Source organism: Polaromonas sp. CT11-55 (assembly GCF_047303325.1).
Taxonomy (GTDB): domain Bacteria; phylum Pseudomonadota; class Gammaproteobacteria; order Burkholderiales; family Burkholderiaceae_C; genus Polaromonas.
In genome coordinates, this window is sequence record NZ_JBKBEX010000026.1 from 17373 (window position 1) to 36867 (window position 19495).

At 62.8% G+C, this 19495-nt stretch carries 14 protein-coding genes; 3 read left to right on the forward strand and 11 right to left on the reverse strand.

Going from position 1 to position 19495, the window contains the following annotated elements; genetic code table 11:
- Positions 1-25 precede the first annotated feature (25 nt).
- The gene (gene icmF, locus ACEN8I_RS19655) at positions 26-3349 is read left to right on the forward strand and encodes a fused isobutyryl-CoA mutase/GTPase IcmF (RefSeq protein ID WP_413330283.1); all 3324 of its coding nucleotides are present in this window, start codon (positions 26-28) and stop codon (positions 3347-3349) included.
- Between the two features lie 49 nt (positions 3350-3398).
- Here icmF and ACEN8I_RS19660 read toward each other — a convergent pair whose 3' ends face one another.
- From ACEN8I_RS19660 to ACEN8I_RS19670, 3 genes are all read right to left on the reverse strand, one after another.
- Positions 3399-4547 carry an ABC transporter substrate-binding protein gene (locus ACEN8I_RS19660; protein WP_413330285.1) on the reverse strand — a complete coding sequence of 383 codons (1149 nt, stop codon included), beginning with the start codon at positions 4545-4547 and terminating at the stop codon, positions 3399-3401.
- 78 nt (positions 4548-4625) lie between these two features.
- Positions 4626-6053 carry an MmgE/PrpD family protein gene (locus tag ACEN8I_RS19665; RefSeq protein WP_413330287.1) on the reverse strand — a complete coding sequence of 476 codons (1428 nt, stop codon included), beginning with the start codon at positions 6051-6053 and terminating at the stop codon, positions 4626-4628.
- A gap of 107 nt (positions 6054-6160) precedes the next feature.
- Positions 6161-7135, reverse strand: coding sequence for a Bug family tripartite tricarboxylate transporter substrate binding protein (locus ACEN8I_RS19670; RefSeq protein WP_413330289.1), 975 nt, complete (start codon positions 7133-7135; stop codon positions 6161-6163).
- A gap of 173 nt (positions 7136-7308) precedes the next feature.
- On the opposite strand from ACEN8I_RS19670, the gene ACEN8I_RS19675 reads away from it, so the two are divergent.
- The gene (locus ACEN8I_RS19675) at positions 7309-8214 is read left to right on the forward strand and encodes a LysR substrate-binding domain-containing protein (protein ID WP_413330291.1); all 906 of its coding nucleotides are present in this window, start codon (positions 7309-7311) and stop codon (positions 8212-8214) included.
- Positions 8215-8323: 109 nt separating this feature from the next.
- Here the strand turns inward: ACEN8I_RS19675 and ACEN8I_RS19680 are convergent, their stop codons facing one another.
- From ACEN8I_RS19680 to speB, 7 genes are all read right to left on the reverse strand, one after another.
- Positions 8324-9268, reverse strand: coding sequence for a 2-hydroxyacid dehydrogenase (locus ACEN8I_RS19680; protein ID WP_413330293.1), 945 nt, complete (start codon positions 9266-9268; stop codon positions 8324-8326).
- 12 nt (positions 9269-9280) lie between these two features.
- Positions 9281-10036: a class II aldolase/adducin family protein gene (locus ACEN8I_RS19685; RefSeq protein WP_413330295.1), complete on the reverse strand. Its 756-nt coding sequence runs from the start codon at positions 10034-10036 to the stop codon at positions 9281-9283.
- 1 nt (position 10037) lies between these two features.
- Positions 10038-11567 carry an amino acid ABC transporter permease/ATP-binding protein gene (locus tag ACEN8I_RS19690; protein ID WP_413330297.1) on the reverse strand — a complete coding sequence of 510 codons (1530 nt, stop codon included), beginning with the start codon at positions 11565-11567 and terminating at the stop codon, positions 10038-10040.
- A 210-nt stretch (positions 11568-11777) separates the two neighbouring features.
- Positions 11778-12587 carry a transporter substrate-binding domain-containing protein gene (locus ACEN8I_RS19695; protein ID WP_413330299.1) on the reverse strand — a complete coding sequence of 270 codons (810 nt, stop codon included), beginning with the start codon at positions 12585-12587 and terminating at the stop codon, positions 11778-11780.
- Positions 12588-12637: 50 nt separating this feature from the next.
- Positions 12638-13702, reverse strand: coding sequence for an isopenicillin N synthase family dioxygenase (locus tag ACEN8I_RS19700; protein ID WP_413330301.1), 1065 nt, complete (start codon positions 13700-13702; stop codon positions 12638-12640).
- Positions 13703-13704: 2 nt separating this feature from the next.
- On the reverse strand, positions 13705-14580 hold the full coding sequence (locus ACEN8I_RS19705) for a sugar phosphate isomerase/epimerase family protein (RefSeq protein WP_413330302.1): 876 nt from the start codon (positions 14578-14580) through the stop codon (positions 13705-13707).
- 13 nt (positions 14581-14593) lie between these two features.
- Positions 14594-15547 (reverse strand): agmatinase, encoded by a 954-nt coding sequence (gene speB / locus ACEN8I_RS19710; protein WP_413330304.1) that lies wholly within the window; start codon positions 15545-15547, stop codon positions 14594-14596.
- A 133-nt stretch (positions 15548-15680) separates the two neighbouring features.
- Between speB and ACEN8I_RS19715 the strand changes: the two genes are divergently transcribed.
- Positions 15681-16559: a LysR family transcriptional regulator gene (locus tag ACEN8I_RS19715; protein ID WP_413330306.1), complete on the forward strand. Its 879-nt coding sequence runs from the start codon at positions 15681-15683 to the stop codon at positions 16557-16559.
- A gap of 504 nt (positions 16560-17063) precedes the next feature.
- Here the strand turns inward: ACEN8I_RS19715 and ACEN8I_RS19720 are convergent.
- Positions 17064-18950 (reverse strand): ATP-binding protein, encoded by a 1887-nt coding sequence (locus tag ACEN8I_RS19720; RefSeq protein ID WP_413330308.1) that lies wholly within the window; start codon positions 18948-18950, stop codon positions 17064-17066.
- Positions 18951-19495: the final 545 nt, after the last annotated feature.

A 19495-nucleotide genomic window follows, 5' to 3' on the forward strand; every position in this document is an offset into this window, starting at 1 on the left:
GACCCGCCACCGCCCGGAGACAACCATGACCGACATGTCCGCTGAATACAAAGCGCTCGCCAGCTACCGCCCCACGCACAAGGTGCGCTTCATCACGGCGGCCAGCCTGTTTGACGGCCATGACGCGGCCATTAACATCATGCGGCGCATCCTGCAAAGCATGGGCGCCGAGGTCATCCACCTGGGCCACAACCGCAGCGTCGACGAGGTCGTGACCGCCGCCCTGCAGGAAGACGCCCAGGGCATCGCCATCAGCTCCTACCAGGGCGGGCATGTCGAGTACTTCAAGTACATGGTCGACCTGCTCAAAAGCCGCGGCGGCGAGCACATCCAGGTTTTCGGCGGCGGCGGCGGCGTCATCGTGCCGCCCGAGATTCGCGAGCTGCATGCCTACGGCGTCACCCGCATCTACAGCCCCGAAGACGGCCAGAAAATGGGCCTGGCCGGCATGATCGGCGAGATGGTCATGCGCTGCGACAAGGACCTGACCGGCTTCGCACCCAAAACCGTCAAGGCCATTGAAGGCCATGGCGAGATGAACTGGCGGGCGCTGGCCCAGCTGATCACTGCGCTTGAGAATGGCAAGGCCGATGCCGCCTTGGTTGACAAGGTACGTACGCAAGCCGCCACCCGCAAGATTCCCGTGTTGGGCATCACCGGCACCGGCGGCGCCGGCAAGTCCTCTCTGACCGATGAGCTGATACGCCGCCTGCGCCTGGACCAGAACGACAAGCTGCGCGTGGCCGTCATCAGCATCGACCCCTCGCGCCGCAAAAGCGGCGGCGCCCTGCTCGGCGACCGCATCCGCATGAACGCCATCAACCCGTGGACCGTGCCCGCAGCCGGGCAAAAGAACGCCGACAGCGGCCAGCGCGTGTTCATGCGCTCCCTGGCCACGCGCGACTTCGGCTCCGAAATCAGCCAGGCCTTGCCCGACGTGATCGCCGCCTGCAAATGTGCAGGCTTTGATTTGATCGTGGTCGAGACCTCGGGCATCGGCCAGGGCGACGCAGCCATCGTGCCGCATGTGGATGTGCCCATGTATGTGATGACGCCCGAGTTCGGCGCAGCCAGCCAGCTCGAAAAAATCGACATGCTGGACTTCGCCGAGTTCATCGCCATCAACAAGTTCGACCGCAAAGGTTCGCTCGACGCCTTGCGCGATGTTTCCAAACAGGTGCAGCGCAACAAGGAAGCCTGGAGCACGCCGGCCGACAAAATGCCGGTCTTCGGCACCATGGCCGCGCGCTTTAATGACGACGGCGTGACCGCGCTCTACCAGGCCCTCAAGCCGCGCCTGGCCGCGCTGGGCCTGGCGCTTGAGAGCGGCGTACTGCCCGCGGCCGGCGTGCGCCACAGCACCAACCAGACACCCGTGGTGCCGGCCGCGCGCACGCGCTACCTGGCCGAGATCAGCGACACCGTGCGCGGCTACAAAAAGCGTGCCCGCGCCCAGGCCCAGCTCGCGCGCGAGGTGCAGCAGCTCAAGGCCGCTGCCGCCATGCTGAAAATCGACAAGCCTGACCGCGCACCGGCCGCCGAAGCCGCGCTGGACCTGGCCGGCCACCGCAAGGCGCGCATGGATGCCGACGCCCGCGCCCTGCTGGCCCAGTGGCCCGACATGCAGGCCGCTTATGCCGGCGACGAATACGTCGTGAAAATCCGCGACAAGGAAATCCGCACCGCGCTGACCACCAAGTCGCTCTCGGGCACCACCATACGCAAGGTGGCGCTGCCGCAGTACGAAGACCACGGCGAAATCCTCAAGTGGCTGATGCTGGACAACGTGCCCGGCAGCTACCCTTACACCGCCGGCACCTTCGCCTTCAAGCGCGAGGGCGAGGACCCGACCCGCATGTTCGCCGGCGAGGGCGACCCCTTCCGCACCAACACCCGCTTCAAACTGCTCAGCGAAGGCATGGCCGCCAAACGCCTGTCCACCGCCTTCGACTCGGTCACGCTCTACGGCAACGACCCGGCGCTGCGCCCCGACATCTACGGCAAGGTCGGCAACTCGGGCGTGTCCATCGCCACGCTCGACGACATGAAGGTGCTGTACGACGGCTTTGACCTCTGCAACCCGTCGACCTCGGTCTCCATGACCATCAATGGCCCGGCCCCGACCATCCTCGCGATGTTCATGAACACGGCCATCGACCAGAACCTCGACAAGTTCAAAAAAGACAACGGCCGCGACCCGACCGCCACCGAAGCCGCCAAGATTCGCGAATGGGTGCAGGAAAACGTGCGCGGCACGGTGCAGGCCGATATCCTGAAAGAAGACCAGGGCCAGAACACCTGCATCTTCTCGACCGAGTTCAGCCTAAAAGTCATGGGCGACATCGCCCAGTACTTTGTGCACAACCGGGTGCGCAACTTCTACAGTGTCTCCATCAGCGGTTACCACATCGCCGAAGCCGGCGCCAACCCCATCAGCCAGCTGGCCTTCACGCTGTCCAACGGTTTCACCTTTGTCGAAGCGTATCTGGCGCGCGGCATGCACATCGACGACTTCGCGCCCAACCTGAGCTTCTTCTTCAGCAACGGCATGGACCCGGAGTACACCGTGATGGGGCGCGTCGCGCGCCGCATTTGGGCCGTGGCCATGAAAGAAAAATACGGCGCCAACGAACGCAGCCAGAAGCTCAAGTACCACATCCAGACCTCGGGCCGCAGCCTGCACGCGCAGGAAATCCAGTTCAACGACATACGCACCACGCTGCAGGCGCTGATCGCGATTTACGACAACTGCAACTCGCTGCACACCAACGCGTTTGATGAAGCCATCACCACACCGACCGAGGAATCGGTGCGCCGCGCCATGGCGATCCAGCTCATCATCAACCGCGAATGGGGCCTGGCCAAGAACGAGAACCCCTCGCAGGGCGCTTTCATCATCGAAGAACTTACCGAACTGCTCGAGGAAGCGGTACTCAGCGAGTTCGAACGCATCGCCGAGCGCGGCGGTGTGCTGGGTGCCATGGAAACCGGCTACCAGCGCGGCCGCATCCAGGACGAGTCCATGCACTACGAGATGCTCAAGCACACCGGCGAGCTGCCCATCATCGGCGTCAACACCTTCCGCAACCCGCACGGCGACGCGGTGCAGGACAAGCTCGAGCTGGCCCGCTCCACCGAGGAAGAAAAACAAAACCAGCTCAAGCGCCTGGACGACTTCCACCGCCGCCACGCCGCCGAATCACCGGCCATGCTCAAGCGCCTGCAACAGGCCGTGATCGAAAACCTCAATGTCTTCGAAGTACTGATGGACGCGGTGCGCGTCTGCTCGCTGGGGCAGATCACCAATGCGCTGTTTGAGGTGGGTGGGCAGTACCGGCGGAATATGTAAATCGCCGGGGGCTGCTATGACCCAACTGACCAATGGCAAATGATTTGAGCTATTGACGAATCCTTCCAGCACTGGTGACGATGGATAACTCGACGAAGCTGGAGCCGGAGTGCTGTCCAGGTTTAAAGCTGATCACATAACCACCAAGGTCAAAATTGCTCATGCCGTCCAAGGCTAGAACGGTCCCTTCGCGGCTGGGCCTGCTGCCTTGGCGGCGTATCACCTCGGAAATGACGCGAGCGGCGATGTAGCCCTCCATCATGGCGTAGCTCACAGGCACTTCCAGGTTACGCGCCTTGACTGCAATGTCGGTAAATTCCTTGACAAGCGGGTTGGAGACCCTGTACGGACTCGGCGTCACCTGGGCGATAGCCACACCTTGCATCTGCTCCGGAGACAGCCGTTTGGAGAGTTGCTCGATGTCGGCGCCCGAATGCGCAAGCAGTTGGGCCGCGCCGCCAGCGATACGGTACTTCTCAATAAAGCCGGCCGCGGCAGCCCCGCTGGAAACCATGATGATCGCTTGCGGCTGCATGTTCATGAAAGTGTCCACGGCGTCAGTGACGTTGACCGTGTTTGCGACGTAAGAGCCGCGTCCCTCAATAGTCGCCCCGGCTTTCCTGGCCGCATCCTCGGCCGCGGCGATGACCGAAGTCGAGCCCGGCCCAGCCTCATGGAAAAACCCCAGGCGCTTGATCCCGATGGTGGCCAAATGCTCAATGAGTTTGGAAATCTCGTCGCGCAGGCCTGCCCGCACGCTATACAGGTAGGGAACGTCCGGCTGAATCTCCGAAGTGCGGTAGCCCACCAGGGCAATCTTCTCTTTTGCCAAGATGCCCGCAGACACCAGGCCGGCCACATTCCTGCCGCCAAAGTAACCGGCCAGGACCATCGGGCTATCTTCGGCAATCATCTGCTTTGTCAAGGTGACTGTGTCGTCGGGTGCTCCCCCGTCGTCCTTGCGCAGGAGTGTGAACTTATGGCCGTTGATGCCGCCGGCCTTGTTCAGGGCGGTGAAATGCAATTGCATGCCGGCGGCGTAAGCGCGGCCCTGACCGGCCTCCGGCCCTGACATGGGGCCGACCTGGCCCACCAGGATCTCGGCGGCGAGTATCGGACCCGTTCCCATCACAAGGGCAGCCACGGCCAGTGCCTTCAGGGTCTTGGCGAAAGCCGACGATAAACAACGGTTGCGCATGATGAGAGTTTCCTTTTGTGCTGCGAAACTGACGGACCTGGGTATCGATCAGTGGTCAGCAAGGCTGTATTCCATGGATCAAGGAAGGGGCCCCGCCCCCCCTCTTCGTGGGCGGCCGAAACGTGTACCGTCATCGACCTCGGCCTCGAACTGAAGCTGCGCCAACAGTTGGCGAACCTTGACGCCTTGCGGCCTGGCAAGGCTGTCGCGAAGCGGTGCCAGGCGCTCTTGCGCAAGGATGCCCGTCGTGCATTGTTCGAATTTGATTTGCCGCTCCAAGGCCGAAAACGGATTCAGGAACGACCCTTTGGCGTGTTGAACGACGCGCTCCAGGCGTCGTCCGTCCTTCAAGGTCACGGCTGTGGTGTGGGGAAGCAGCTGCGTCGCGGTTTCTGTACGTGTCGGGTTCAAGCGCAATTCGACGCGTGGCATGAGCCGTCGGGTCATATCGTCATGCACCGCTTGCGGCGTGAAGTCGGCCAACGTGACCGTGCCGTAACGGAGCATCGTGGCCACCGCGTAAGGCATGGAGAACATGGCTTCGCGGGGATTCCTGGGCTCCGGGTATTTGAGGTTCACCAGGTTGACGCGCCCTACCCATGTTTCGACACGCTCAACGTCCTCCATGCCGAATCGGTTTTCGGTGGCGAGGGCTTGTAACGCGTCCAGGCAGCGGTGTGTGGACGCACAGTTGGGATACAGCTTGAACGCCAGGCCGTGGCTGTCGATCGCCAGCGGGCCGTCACCGACCGCAGCCACGGACTGCCAGTCGGCCGCAGAGCCGCCGGCGTAGAGCGCGCCAAACCCGTGCGGACCTTCCAGGGCTTTCTCGCTGCCCGTGACGCCCGATGCTGCAAGCGATGCGGCCAGGACACCGCCTTGAGCCGCCAGTCCGGCATGCACGGGTTTCGTGTCGGTGCCGAACTGGACCTTGGGTCCAGCTGCCATGGAAACGGCCAGGCTCAGGGCATGCGTCATCCTGGCCGCGTCCATCCCAAGCAGTCTGCCGCAAGCTACTGCGGCAGCGATCACGCCAATGGTTTGAGTGCCGTGCCAGCCTTTTTCGGCATGGGACCGGTCCATCGCCATCCCGACGCGGGCCATCACCTCGCTCCCGATGATCAGCGCGTCCAGCACGGCGTCCAGCGTGGCATCCATCTCGTGGGCTTGCGCCAGGATGGCTGGGATCACCGCGCAGCCAAAATGACCACCAGCGACGAAAAACATCTCATCGAGCTCCCGCGCATGGGCGGCCGTGCCGTTGGCCAGTGCACTGAAGGCGGCACAAGTCCCGGTGTTGCTGCCCACCACCGGGACCGATCCCGCGACACGCAAGCCCGCCCGTACCGATGCGCAAACCGGGTCCCCCGCACCTGCCACCATGGCGGCGATGGTGTCCTCCAGGGAGTGCTCTGCCGTGCGCAGGGTGGATTCGCCCCAATGATTGGGGACCGTGGCGGCCCAGTGCGCGAGAACATGGGTAGCGGGAACGGAGGAACTGGGCATGCTTGTCTTTGAGGTGTGTTTGGTATGGGGTGCGCCTGTCAGCGCATCCTTGTGTGAAGCGAATGGCCGAAACGCAACTGCAGGCCTACGCGAAAGGCCAGGCAACATCAGTCAAGCTTGACTCCGGCGGTACGGATCACGTCACCCCATTTTTTCGCCTCGCTGTCGATGTGCGTCTTGAAAAACTCGGGGCTTCCCCCGAGTGCGACCTGCCCTGTTTGCGCGAATTCAGCCTTTGTCGCAGGTGCCTGCAACCAGTTGTTGATTTCACGGTTCAGGCGCAGGATCACCGGCCGGGGCGTGCCCGCCGGGGCCACAATGCCGCCCCAGGCTACTACCTCGAAGCCTGCAATACCGGCCTCCTCCATGGTCGGAACATCCGGCAATAGCGCCGAGCGACGTTTGCTGGTAACCGCGAGCGGACGCACCTTGCCCGACTGGACGGCGCCCACCATGGACGGCAGGTTGTCGAACATGAAATCGATTTGCCCGCCGATCAGGTCGCTCTGCGCCTGCGGGGCGCCGCGGTAGGGAATGTGGCTAAAGCTGATGCCGGCTTTTTCCTTGAGGATTTCGCCGCTGAGGTGGCTGGTGGTGCCGTTGCCGCCGGAGCCCATGGCCAGGCGGCCCGGGTGGCTCTTGGCATAGATGACCAGTTCGCGCACCGAGGTGATGGGCAAACCCTGGCGGACCACCAGGACGTTGGGGACCTGCGAGAGCACGGCCACCGGTGCCAGGTCCTTGTCGGGGTTGTAGGGCATCTTGGCGATCAGGCCGCGGTTGATGGCCATGGTCACGATATTGCCGAAGCCCAGCGTGTAACCGTCGGGCTTGGCGGTAGCCACCGCCTGCATGGCGATGGTGCCTGCCGCGCCCGGGCGATTCTCGACGATCACCGATTGCTTGAGCTTGTCCTGCAGGTAGTAGGCCAGCTTGCGGCTGGTCAGGTCTGGCGTACCGCCGGCGGACGAGGGCACGATCAGTTTGATAGGCTGGGTGGCGGGCCAATCCGCCGCCAGGACGGTGCCAGCCAGCGTGGCCGCCGCCAGCAGCAGTACGAGGCGTGCTTGAAATTTCGACATCGATGACTCCAACTTCTGTTCTTGAGGCCCCTTACCGGGCGCCCTGAATATCTGACATGCGCGATGGCCTGTCCAACGGAATAAACGCATGCCCCCCTGCATTTATTTCATGACCACGCAGCCTTTTTCATTGCGGACGAATCGATGCCATGCCAATAATGGCCGTAACCGCCATGAAATATCCGACGCAACGCCACTTGCCGTCCATCGTCAACCTCAACACTTTCGAGGTGATTGCCCGGCGCCTGAGCATCACTGCCGCAGCCGATGAACTGGGCTTGACGCAAAGCGCGGTGAGCCGCCAGCTGTCGGACTTGGAGGGCTTTGTCGGCGTTGCGCTGTGCCGGCGCACAACCAGCGGGATGGAGCTGACGGTTGACGGTGCCAGCTACCTTCGGCGGGTGCGAACTCTGCTGGACGAGCTGGAGTCAGCGACCATCGCCGCGTCCATGGGCTCCATGCCAGGCAAGATACTGCGGCTGTCTGTGCCCACTACCTTCGGCACGCTGTGGGCCATGCCACGGCTGTGCGCCTTCGCCACCGCGCACCGGCAGATCCAGCTGGACGTGGCCACGCATACCGGACCCATCAGCATGCGCGACTCGGGGCTGGACGCGGCCATCGTGCACTGCGAAGGGCCGGAGCCTGGCTGCGTGGCCGACCTGCTGCATCCCCTGCACTCCTTTCCTCTTGCGGCGCCCACGCTGAGCCGGCTGGTGGCGCCGCTGACGGGTGCGCAAATGGCCGCGCTGCCCTTGCTGCACCAGAGCATGGCGCCCAACTCCTGGGCAGCCTACCTGCGGCAGCTGGGCGCGTCGGTAGAAGTCCCGATGCCGGGCGCCCACTACGGCCTGCTGTCGCTTGGGTTGATGGCAGCAGAGGCCGGCCTGGGCGTCGCATTGGCGCCGGACTATGCGAGCGCCTCGGCGCTGCAGGCCGGGCGCTTGGTCAAGCTGAATGACAAGCCCTTCATTTCGCCGCGCAGTTACTTTCTGGTGACGACGAACGAGCGCGCCAAGGCGCCCGTCATCCAATCGCTGCGCCAGTGGTTGACGGGCCAGTCGCCGCCTGGCTCCTGACGCTGCGGCGGCGGCCTGCTGAACGAGGCAGAGGCGGCGTGATCCAACACACGTGGGTGGGCAGTACCGGCGCAGTATGTAGGCCACCCCCTATGAACAGGACTGCCTGTTAATAACCCACGCTGCGGTCCACGGCATTGAGCACCGGCCGGCCGCTGCGCACGCGCTGCAGGTTGTCCAGGATCTGGCCAACGATGGCCGCCGGCTGCGCGGCCGAAGCCATGTGCGGCGTGACCACCACCCGTGGGTGCGTCCATAGCGGGTTCGATGCCGGCAACGGTTCCTGGGCAAACACATCGAGCACCGCACCGCGCAGATGGCCTTGGTCCAGCGCCTGCAGCAGGTCCTCGACCACCAAATGCTCGCCCCGGCCGCAATGCACCAGCGCCGCACCGGGTTTCATGGCCTGCAAGAACTCGCGGTTCAACAGCCCGCGGGTGGCGTCGGTCAGCGGCAGCAGGCAGACCAGCACATCGGGCTCGCGCAGGAAAGCCTTCAGCGTCTGCGGTCCCGCATAAGCAGTGACACCGTCGATGGCGTGCGCCGAGCGGGACCAGCCGCTGACGGCAAAACCCTGGGCCCGCAGCACCCGGGCCACGTGGCTGCCCAGTACACCCAGGCCCAGCAGGCCTACATGGGTTTGGCGGGCGGCTTTTTGTGCCGGCATCTTCCACAGGCGCTGCGCCTGCTGCTGCTGCGCCTGGTCCAGCGCCCGGTGGTAGTACAGCACGGCCCACAGCACGTACTCGGCCATGCCGGCGGCCAGGCCAGGGTCCACGATGCGGCAGACCGGCACCTCGGGACGCGGCTGGGCCGGGCCTAGAACATGGTCAACCCCGGCGGCAATCGACGAGGCCAGGCGCAGATTCGGCAGGCTGCGCATCAAACCGGCGGGCGGATACCAGCCGGCCACAGCCTCGACATCGGCGGGATCGGGCATGTCGGGCCACAGGCGTACCTGCAGGCCGGGCACGCAGCGCGCGGCCTCGTGCTGGAAGAGCGTGTGCAGGTCGCTCAGGTCATCGGTGGCACTACAGAGCAGCAGAGTCGGCATGCAAGTACAGGGTCAATCGCGGTAAGAGGGATCGATGCGGTCCAGCCGGCGCAGCCAGGCCTGCCAGAGGACCTGGCGCTCGTGCTCCACGCTCTGCAGCTGCTCGCAGGCGTGCTGGCTCAGGTGCGCGGGGATTTCGGTGACCGGGCCGGCGGTGGCGGCCATCTGGCTGGCCGCCATCTGGATCTCGCAAGCGCGGTTCAGGTAGAACATGATGCAGAACGCGTCGGCCACGGTGCTACCCACCGACAACAGGCCATGATGCCGCAGCAGCAAGGCGATGTTCGCACCCAGCGACTGCTGGATGCGCTCGCGCTCGCCCAGGTCAAACGCCACGCCCTCGTAGGCATGCACGCCCACACGCTGGTAGAACTCGGCGCTGATCTGGTTCAACTGCAGCAACCCGCCCTCGCAGGCCGCCACCGCCATGCCGGCCAAGGTGTGGGTATGCAGCACGCAGTGCGCATCGTCGCGCGCCATGTGCACGGCGCTGTGGATGGTGAAGCCGGCCACGTTGTAATCGGAGCCACCCGACACCACGCGGCCGCGCATGTCCACCACCAGCAGGTCGCTGGCGCGCACTTCCTCAAACAGCAGGCCGAAGGGGTTGATCAGGAAGCGGTCGTCTTGCGGCGCCGCACCGTCCGCGCGCGGCAGCCGCACCGAGAAGTGGGTGTACAGCGTGTCGTCCCAGCCGAACAGCGCGGCCAGGCGATAGGCGGCCGCCAGGTCGCGGCGCAGGGTGGCTTCGTCGGAGGTAGTGCTCATGTCAGGACTCCAATCCCATGAATCGACGCACGCGCTGGACGGTGGCATCGGTCGCGCCGGGTTGCTGTATCCGCGGCGGCGCGGCATCGAGCTGGATCAGGCCGTTTTCCATGAACAACACACGGTCGGAGATGGCCAGCGCGAAGTCCATTTCGTGGGTCACGATGACCATGGTCATGCCCTCTTGCGCCAGGTCCTGGATCACCTTCAGCACCTCCCCGACCAGCTCGGGATCCAGCGCCGAGGTCGGCTCGTCGAACAGCATCACGTCGGGCGACATGGCCAGCGCACGGGCAATCGCCACGCGCTGCTGCTGGCCGCCCGACAGCTGGTGCGGGTACTTGTGCTGGTGTGCCAGCAAGCCGACCTTGTCGAGCAGTTTCTGGGCCTGGGTCTGGCGCAGCGCCGCGTCGGCCGGCCGGCCGTGGTAGCGCGGAGCCAGCAGCACATTGTCCAGCACGCTGAGGTGCGGAAACAGGTTGAAGCTCTGGAAAGCCATGCCGATGCGGCGTATGCCCTTGCGCACCCGGCTGCTCTCCAGAGATTCGTGGGCGTGGATGTGGCTTTCGCCGAACAGGATGATCTCGCCCTGGTCGATCTTCTCCAGCGCGTTGATGGTGCGGATCAGCGAGGTTTTCCCCGAGCCGGACGGGCCGATGATGGAGATCACCTGGCCTGCGCCGACCTGCAAGCTGACGCCCTTGAGCACCTGGTGCGCACCGTAGGCCTTGTGGATGTTGCGCAGCTCCAGCGCGGCCGGCTGGCCGGGGGCCGCAACCGCCGGGCGTATCGCCGCCAGGCCGCCGAGACGGCTGCGCAGGCTGGCGCAGGCCGCATCGTCCAAAGTGGTGGGGCGGCGCAGCTGCAGGTCCAGGCGCTTTTCCAGCCAGCCCAGCAGCGTGCTGAATACGGTGACCAGCATCACGTAATACACCGCCACGCCCAGCAGGGTTTCCATCACCAGGAAATTTTGCGAATACAGCCGCAAGCCGGTCATCAGGAGCTCGGGCAACGAGATCACCGAGACCAGCGAGGTCAGCTTGATGATGGTGACGAATTCGTTGATCAGCGTAGGCAGCGCAATGCGAAACGCCTGCGGCACCACGATCAGCCGCATCGCGCCAAAGCGGCCCAGGGCCAGCGCCCGGCCCGCCTCGCGCTGGCCGCGCGCCACCGACAGCAGGCCGCCGCGGTGAATTTCCGCCATGTAGGCCGCCTCGGTCAGCACCATGGCGACCAGGCCGGCAAAAAACGGCTCGCCGATCACGCCGCGGCTTGCCGGAAAGATCTGCGGCAGGTTGAACACCACCACCACCACCACCAGCAGCGGCACGCTGCGGAACAGCCAGATATAAACCCCCGCCAATGCACGGATCCAGCGCGTGGTGGAAATGCGGGCACAGGCAAGGAAGAAACCCAGCACCAGGCCCAGCGTCCAGGCCAGTGAGCCCAGTTGCACCACGGTCACGCACGCCCGCCAGAAAACCTTCATGGAAAACAGCGAGAAGAAATACGACCAATCCAGTTCCATGCACAGGCTCCAGGAGGCAAAACTATCGAAAAGGCGCAGCTGCGCCACGCCCTCGCGTGTTGACTTGCGTGACAACGGCTCCCCAGGCGCGGGCAGGCAGGATGTCCCCTCCCGTAGAAGCCGTGGAACCGGCTTCGCCGGGCCACGGGTATCGCTCCGTGCAAGGGGGCAGGCGAAAGATGCGCAGCACTGCAGCCTGGGGGTGAGACCTTACTTTGCCGCGATCGGCTCAAGGTCGTACTTCTTGACCAGGGCCGCGTACTCGCCGCTGGCTTTCACGGCGGCCAGGGCTTTCTCAAACGCCTGGTACAGGGCCGTGTTGCCCTTCTTCACGTAGATGCCCAGAGTTTGCGGATACACGAGGGCGGGCGAGCTGATGGCGATGCGTCCCTTGCTGCGCTCCGCCAGCATCTTCGCGGCGCCGGCAATCTCCAGCTGCGCCTGGACGTTCTTGGACAGCAGGGCTTGCGACACCTCGGGCGCGGTGGGGAACTCGCTCACCGCCACGGCGGGCTTGCCGTTCGGCACGCAGTATTCGGCGGACAGCTTTTTCAGCGCGGCAACCCAGCTGGTGCCCTGCTGCAAGCCCACTTTCAGGCCGCACAACTCCTGCTCGGTCTTGGGTGCGACGCCGCCGTCCTTGGCCACCATGATGGAAGCGCCGGTGCGGGCATAGGCGATGGCATCGGCCTGGGCGGTGCGCTCCGGGGTGATGTACATGCCGGAGATCACCGTGTCGAACTGGCCGCTGCCCAGGCCGAGGATCAGGCTGGGAAACTTGGTGTCCACGAAGGCGGGCTTGGTCTTCATCTCGCGGCCCAGCATTTCGGCCATATCGGGGTCGAAGCCCACCACCTTGTCGCCTTGCCAGGATTCAAATGGAGGATAGGTGATCTCCATGCCGACCTTGATCTGGCCGGGCACGATGGTTTGGGCGAATGCGGCGGCCGGCAGCAAGGCCGCCAGTGCGACAGCCAGCAGGCTGCGGTTGAGGGACGCGGTACGGATGGTTTTCATCATGGTAGCTAACTCCTGGGGTGGGTGGACGAACAAGGGAAACGAAAAAAGGTTCAGGCGCCGGCCTGGGACTTCAGGTGGCCGAAGCTGTTCGGCTTCAGCGCGCCGTCGGGCAACGCAATCTCACCGGCCTGCAGCTTGCGTTTGAGGTAGGTGTAGGTCTGCTGGGCTTGCGAATACATGTGCTCGCCAATCGACAGCTCGCTGTAGCGGGTGGTCGCGGCGCCATTCGCGAATTGCGGCAGCGGCCGGATGCGGGTGTGGTAATCGCAGGCGAAGAACAGCGGGAAGGAATAGCGCTCATGCTGCACCTTGCGGACACGGTGCGAGGTGGCGGGGAACGCTCCGGCGGTCATCACTTCCAGCATGTCGCCGATGTTGATCACGAAAGCCTCTTCACCGTTCGGGCCGGCTTCGGCATACGGCGGCGCGTCTATCCAGGCGCCCTGGTCGTTCAGCACCTCCAGGCCCGGCTGGTCGGCCAGCAGCAGGGTGAAGCACTCGTAGTCGGTATGCGCGCCTATGCCGGGGGCGTCCACGGCCTCGGTGTCCACCGGGTAGTGGATCAGCCGCAACTTGGACGGCGGGCAGGTCACCAGGGCCTCGAACGCGTCTTCGGGCTGGCCCAGCGACAAGGCAAAACCACGGAACAGCTGGCGGCCGAGCGCGAACACGGCCGCGTAGTAGCCGGCCACGGCGGCTTTGAACCCGGGCAGATCCGGCCACTTGTTGTTGCCGATCAGCGGTGTGCCGGCCAGTACCAGCGGGTGGTCATCCGGCGCCTCAAAGCCGATGTCAAACGCCTCCTTGTGGTCGGGCCGGCCTTTGGAATACACCTCTTCGCCTTCGGGCACATAGCCTTTATGGCCCCAGGATTCACCGATGTAGTAGCGCATCTTCCACTCCATCCGCTGCTCGAACAGGGTGCGGCTGGCCTGGCGCAGGCCGGCGATCAGCCTGGCATCGATGCCGTGGCCGACGACGTAGAAAAAGCCCACATCGCGGGCTGCCGCACCGAGCGCGTCGGCCACCGTCTGGCGCTGCGCCAGGCTGTCGCTAAAGAGGCCGCGGATGTTGATCACGGGCAAGGCCGTGAAATTACGTTGTCCGGGTTGCATGGTCAGGGTCCTGCCGTGGTGTGAGGTTGAGAGAGGTGGTGTTGCGACCAGCGTTCGAAATGCCGCCGTTCTTCCAGCGCCATCCAGCGATTCACCTGCCACAGGTCCGCCACCGGGCTGCGGGTGTAGGGCAGCAGATGCATGTAGCCGTCGGGGCCGAACTCGGGGGTCAGCGTGGTGGTGGCGTAGCCCTTGCGCAGATGCAGCGCCCAGACCGACTCCCAGATGCGTTGGTGGAACGCCAGTTCGGCGGCGTATTCGGGCGCGGCCGGGTCGGGCACCTGCGGGCCCTGGGCGTAGGCCACGCGGGCCTGGATGTGGTGCACCCGCTCCAGGAACGGCGTCAGGTCGTCCAGCGGGTCGTCCAGCAGGCGCTCGCACACCACCACCCAGTGGCTGATGTCGACCGTGTATTGCAGCTGCGGCAGTTGCCGAACAATGTCCAGCGTGACCCAGGGGCTGTACAGCGAGCTTGCGCGGTGGATTTCAAAAGCGCAGGCGATGCCCGCGGCATCGGCCAGGGCCTGGGTCCGGCCCAGGAAGTCCACCTGCGCCGCCAGCGGCCAGCGGTCGTTGCCGGCCAGCAGGTTGACGAAGCGCGGAGCCAGTTCCGCCGCGGCATCGAAGGCCCGTGCCAGGTGCTGCAGATGCACCTGCGGCCCGTCTTGCTGGCGCGGAATCACATCGGCGCCGCTGAACACGGTGGCGATGTAGTCCAGCGCTTCGGCCTGCAGGCTGCCACGCAGCACGCGCCGCGCCGGTGCATCCATCGGCAGGCGGGCTTCCAGGCCGGCGCAACCGGCTTCGCGCAGCTGGGCCACGCACGCAGCCATATCGCCTTGCGCACCCCAGGTAGAGCGGAATATCTTGAGTTCCATGGACAAAGAGCTGTTAGCGGTACGCCACGCCGGGCAGTACACACAGCATTTCGTAAAGCAAGTTCGCTGCCAGCTGGGAGGTATTGCCGCTGAGGTCATACGGCGGCGACACTTCAACCAGGTCACAGCCGACGATGTTCAAGCCACGGCAGCCGCGCACGATTTCCAGCGCCTGAATGGCGGTCAGGCCGCCGACCTCGGGTGTACCGGTGCCGGGTGCCCAGGCGGGGTCTATGCCGTCGATGTCAAACGTGAGGTACACCGGCCTGTCGCCGATCTGGGCCCGCACCTCGGCCATCAACGGCGCCAGCGACTGGTACCAGCATTGCTCGGCCTGCACCAGGCGAAAGCCCTGGTCCACGCCCCACTGGAAGTCGCCGCTCGCATAGCCTTGCGCGCGCTGGCCGATCTGGACCACGCGGCCGCAGTCCAGCAAGCCCTCTTCCACCGCACGCCGGAAGGTGGTGCCATGGGCGATTTTTTCGCCGAACATGTCGTCGTTGGTGTCGGTATGGGCGTCCACATGCACCAGGGCTACGGGGCCGTGCTTGCGCGCGACGGCCCGCAGAATCGGCAGGGTGATGGTGTGGTCGCCGCCCAGGGTCATGGGCACCACCGGGTGCTGCATCAGCCGGGTATAGCTGTCCTCGATGATGCGCACCGACTCCAGCAGGTTGTAGGTATTGATGGCCACGTCGCCGATGTCCGCCACGGCCAGGGAATCGAAGGGGGCGGCGCCGGTCGCCATGTTGTAGGGCCGGATCATCACGGACTCGGCCCGGATCTGGCGCGGCCCGAAGCGGGTACCGGCGCGCAGCGAGGTACCAATGTCCAGGGGCACGCCGATAAAGGCCGCATCCAGGCCCTCGGCCGTCTCCATGGCGGGCAGCCGCATCATGGTGGAGCGGCCGGCAAACCGGGGCATCTCGTTGCCGCTTTGGGGTTGGTACAGAACTTTGGACACCATGCATCGGCCTTTTCATGTGGCAGCTCGCCTGCGTGCTGCGATGGGTCGAACTTTAGCCAGTCTGTGTTATGAAAAAATAGCAGTAACCAAATAATCAGTTTTAGAATTTCATAACTAAATGCAAGGTTGTCCCATGGCACAAAGCGCTGATCTCAAGCTGTTGCGGATTTTTGCGGCCGTGGCCCGCCACCAGGGTTTTGCCCGCGCCCAGCAGGAGCTGAACCTCACCACCTCGGCCATCAGCACCTATATGGCCCAGCTGGAAAGTGATGTCGGCTTCTCGCTGTGCCGGCGCGGCCGTGGCGGCTTTGCGCTGACGGCCAAGGGTGAGCTGCTGCTGTCGGAAACCCTGCGCGTGCTGGGCGAGCTGGACAGCTTTGATCTCTACACCCGGTCGCTCAAGGGCGAGCTCGGCGGCACGCTGAAGATGGGCGTGCTCGACACCACGGTGACCGACGCTTCGCTGCCGCTGGCCCAGGCGATAGGGGTGTTTTCCGGCAAGTACCCGGGCATGCACCTGAGCCTGATGATCCGCAGCCCCTATGAGCTGCAGAAGGGCCTCCTCGACAACGAACTCGACATCGCCGTGGGCTTCTTCCCCGCCAAAGCCAATGGCCTCGTCTATCAGCCGCTCTACCGCGAGCAGCAATGGCTGTATTGCAGCGACCGGCACCCCTGCTTTACACAGAAGAAACTGCTGCCAGCGGTGGTTTCCGAACTCAACGTGGTGAGCCGCAGCTACTGGAGCCAGACCGAGCTGGGCCGGCATGGCTTCAAGCGCAGCGTGGCCACGGTGGAAAGCATGGAAGCCCAGCTGATCCTGATACTGTCGGGCGGCTACATCGGCTATCTGCCGGAGCACTATGCCCAGTCCTGGGTCGAACAGGGCCGGCTGAAGGTGCTGCTGCCCGCCGAGTTTGGCTACCAGTCGCAGTTTTCTCTGGCGTTGCGCCGCGGCCGCAGCCGCGAACTGCCGCTGCAGGCCATGCGCGAGCTGCTGCAGAAGCGTTAGCGGCCTGGCTGGAAGTATCAGGAATCGAGAGGCAGGCGGCCACGCAGTACGTCGTTGACCGCGCGAACGGGCTCAGCATCGCGCACCCTGCGATCGACATCGGTTTTTCCATCAAGAACTGCGAATTTATGCAGAGCCCCGTCAATTTGAGGCCATCTCGAGAGTCGTGGAAGTTCGCTGAGAGCCCGTTCAACAGCACATTGTTGTGCGAACTTCATTTTCAACATCCGAGAACTTCGATCTTCCATTCACCGGTGCGATCACTACTTGGGTGCGTAGCGCCCTGTCCGTCATCTTAGGCACGCGATAGAGGCGAACTGGTCTGCGCAACATCGCTCCGCAAGCCTAAGCGCTTAGATCCTGCAAAGCCTTCTATCCAAACACATGGAGAGCTAACACGATCTGAGGAATCTAAACAACCCCTTGCGAATCTGCCCTCTCGAGTGCCGGTGTCACCGGTGGATCTTTGACATAAAGTCTCAATTCACGGGCGGCCGCGATAGTTCAGCCGACCTTTGGCACTTGTGGAGGTGCGAGCATCGACTCAATGTCCGCAAGCCATCCACGCATTTCCCCCGCCGGATCAATCTGGGCGAGCATTTGAGAACTCATTGTTGGCACTACCGTATCGGCGAGCCACGCTTTTACTTTGTTGTGCCCCCATCTGGCACTCTGGGGAGCATGAATATTTAACTCTGCCGTTAGCATCGCTGGAACATCATCGTCAGGCCCAAAGGGCGCTGCCAGGTTGCATGCAAGCTGCAGCGCCTGCGCACAAGCATTGACCGCTTCATGATGGACGAAGTTTTCCATCTCGTTTCTGGAGGTTGAAACTCCCTTACAGCTGGCGCGCTGATTCACCGCATCCACTTTGGCTTGATGCTTGGCTGGATCGCCTGACGGAGCATCGCGGTCATACAAATGGAATTCCGGGCGATTGAGCGCGTGTAGGCGCGACGACCACAACGCCAAATTTCCGGCACCGCCGGAAGGCACGAATACAACTTCACCTGTTAGCTCTAACGCTTCAAGGTCAGGAACAGCAGTTCCGTGCATGCGGAACATCCTGCACAGACTCTTAATAAAGGTGATGTCGTGGATCCCTTCGACGACGATGAACATCTTCACAGTGTGATCCGGTAGTACACCCAGGCTGTCGGCTATCGATTTGTTAACTTCATCTTCACCACCGACCGCAATGCTTCGAATGCCATTCTCGGCCTTACTTAAAAATCTCAGACTGGTACTGGGCAGTGCACGCGCAAGTGTGGGCGTATGAGTCGTGACAATTACTTGATCGTCACTCACGGCAAGCTGTTGCAACGCGCGCATTAGCAGACGCTGATTGTGCGGATGCTGACTGGTCTCAGGCTCTTCGACAGCGTAGATGGTTGACTGCGCACCTTTCTCTTGCATCATGCGCTCAGCCTTTGCGCGAAAAAAGTTCAAGAGGATCAGGCGGCGAACGCCACTACCTCGTTTATTCAGAGGGATTTCATCGTCGCCTGTAATACTGGCTTTGATAAGAGTCGACCAGTTCGGTTTCTCGAATTTTGGATCCAGTGTGGCCGCGACGCCCGCATCCATTTCTTTCAATTTCTTGAGCGTGAGATCGGCTACTTTTTTGACTTCCTGCTCGACGAATGTCATGACCGCCTGCAGTTCTGCCGCTTTCGCGGCAACTGCCTCCTTTATGGCAATCTTCAGTGGATCTTGCGCTTCCGCATCCTGGTCGGAACTCTGGCGGTCACTCTTAAACAACGCGTAGAGCGGTAGGGCCGCTTTTAATCCATCCCACACTTTCAGCACATTACTCTTGTCATCGACACCGTCACCGCCGATGAACAGGTCACTAACCGCTAACCCCAACTCTCCAACTTTGTCACGAATGGCAGCGCGCAAGTCGCGCTTCACCGTCTTATTGACCGTAGCCATATCCACAGCAACCTCTTCGGCTCGAGTCTTCAGTTCATCGATCTTCAGAGCTACGAGGTCCTTGACTTTTTCTGCTGTTGGATGGACAACCCTAAGGCGTAAAGCAGTGAGTTTGGGTTTTTCGAGGGAGCAGTTGTAGACCTTGGTGATCTCCAGATCACCGTCGGCATTGAGCAGATACTCGCCGCGCAGACTGGTCGAGGCACTTTCATCAAGGATCAACTCACTGGGTAACTCGCTGAACACGCATGTAATAGTCACAGCCTTGGGCGTGCCCCCCTTCGCTGCGTCGTTCTTATCGAGTGCCTTATCGTTGAAGAACACATCCAGGGCGTCCAGTAGCGCTGACTTGCCGGCATCGTTACGACCAACAAGGGTTGTCAGTCCATCGAACGTGACGGTCAACGGGCCCTTGTAGCATCGAAAATTCGCTACGGTCATCGACTTCAGCTTCATCTTTTCGCCCTCACCTTGTAAATTCTCTTTAAAGGCTATCCACCAGTAGTTCCCAAACTACTAGATGCAAACGCCTATACCCGCATCAGTCCGCCCAATCCTTGGCTCAGGCGACTAGGTAGTAGATCAAGCCTTTGATTTTTCACGGTGCAGTTACTTCAGATCAAATTGAGTCGCCGTCGCTTATGGTTTGCGCTTCACAGCGTCCCGTATGTCCTTCTCGCTAACCTTCCCGGTTTTCTCTCGCATCGTTTTGAGCGTGGTATCCGGCTTAAACCCTGGTATAGGAGTTGACAAGTTTTTATTCTTCGTATCGCTACGTTTCTGCTGTATTTGTCCATCTTTGTCACGATGGCGTCCGTCAAGTCCTGGCTCTTTCATAGTTGCTCCTTGGGTGATTTGAGTATGAAGCCGACCTCCAGCTTTCACTAGGAGTAATGATGATGCGCCACGCTCATGAAAAGTGACATCCTCCAATTAGGGGAATTGCTGAGTATTTCTGAGAGCAGTCGCAGTCCGGGCCACCCTTATAGAGTGCCCCTCTA